General features: G+C 68.3%; 1 protein-coding gene. It reads left to right on the forward strand.

The window, feature by feature from the left end:
- Positions 1-115 precede the first annotated feature (115 nt).
- Positions 116-1109, forward strand: a 994-nt coding sequence (locus NYZ98_RS41315) for an IS481 family transposase (protein ID WP_262851030.1), incomplete at its 3' end; no start/stop codon positions are given.

Raw genomic sequence — 1109 nt, forward strand, 5'->3', positions numbered from 1 at the left:
TGTACTGACCACGGAGGTTGAGTACGCGGACACGGCGTTGATGTTCTTGTAATGGGTGAGGGCCTTCGGGTTCGGTGTGGATTGCGACGTCTACACCGACCTGCCGGAGGCCCTCATGCCCCACCGTAACGCCCCGCTGACCGAGACAGGACGGCTTCGGCTGGCCCGGTGCGTGGTGGAGGACGGCTGGCCGTTGCGGCGGGCGGCCGAGCGGTTCCAGGTGTCGGTGACCACGGCCGCACGCTGGGCCTCCCGGTACCGCCGGCACGGCCAGGCCGGCATGGCGGACCGCTCCTCACGCCCGCATCACAGCCCCAGACAGACACCGACCCGCACCGAACGACGGGTGATCAAAGTACGGGTGCTGCGACGGTGGGGACCGGCCCGGATCGCCTACCTGCTGGGAATGAACCCCTCGACCGTCCACCGGATCCTGACCCGCTACCACCTGCCCCGGCTACGGCATCTGGACCGCGCGACCGGGCATGCCGTGCGCCGCTACGAACATCCCGCTCCCGGCGACCTGATCCACATCGACATCAAGAAACTCGGCAACATCCCCGACGGCGGCGGCCACCGGACCCTGGGCCGGGCAGCAGGCGCACCCAACAGCTCCGCCCACCGCGACCCCGCCCGCACCCGCACCACCCACGGCCGCCCCAACCTCGGTTACCACTACCTCCACAACGCCGTCGACGACCACTCCCGCCTGGCCTACACCGAAATCCTGGCCGATCAGACCAAGGAAACCGCCACCGCGTTCTGGCACCGAGCCCACGCCTACTTCACCGGCCACGGCATCACCATCCAGCGAGTACTCACCGACAACGGCTCCTGCTACCGCTCCCACCTATGGCGCGACACCCTGGCCGCCGCAGGCATCACCCACAAACGCACCCGCCCCTACCGGCCCCAGACCAACGGCAAAGTCGAACGCTTCAACCGCACCCTGCTAGAGGAATGGGCCTACACCCGGCCCTACCAGTCCGAGACCGAACGCCGCCAAGCACTCCCCAGCTGGCTCCACACCTACAATCACCACCGCGGCCACACCGCACTCAACGGCCAACCACCCGCCAGCCGCGTACCCAACCTCACAGGGCAGTACA

The organism is Sphaerisporangium corydalis, from assembly GCF_025506355.1.
GTDB lineage: Bacteria > Actinomycetota > Actinomycetes > Streptosporangiales > Streptosporangiaceae > Sphaerisporangium > Sphaerisporangium corydalis.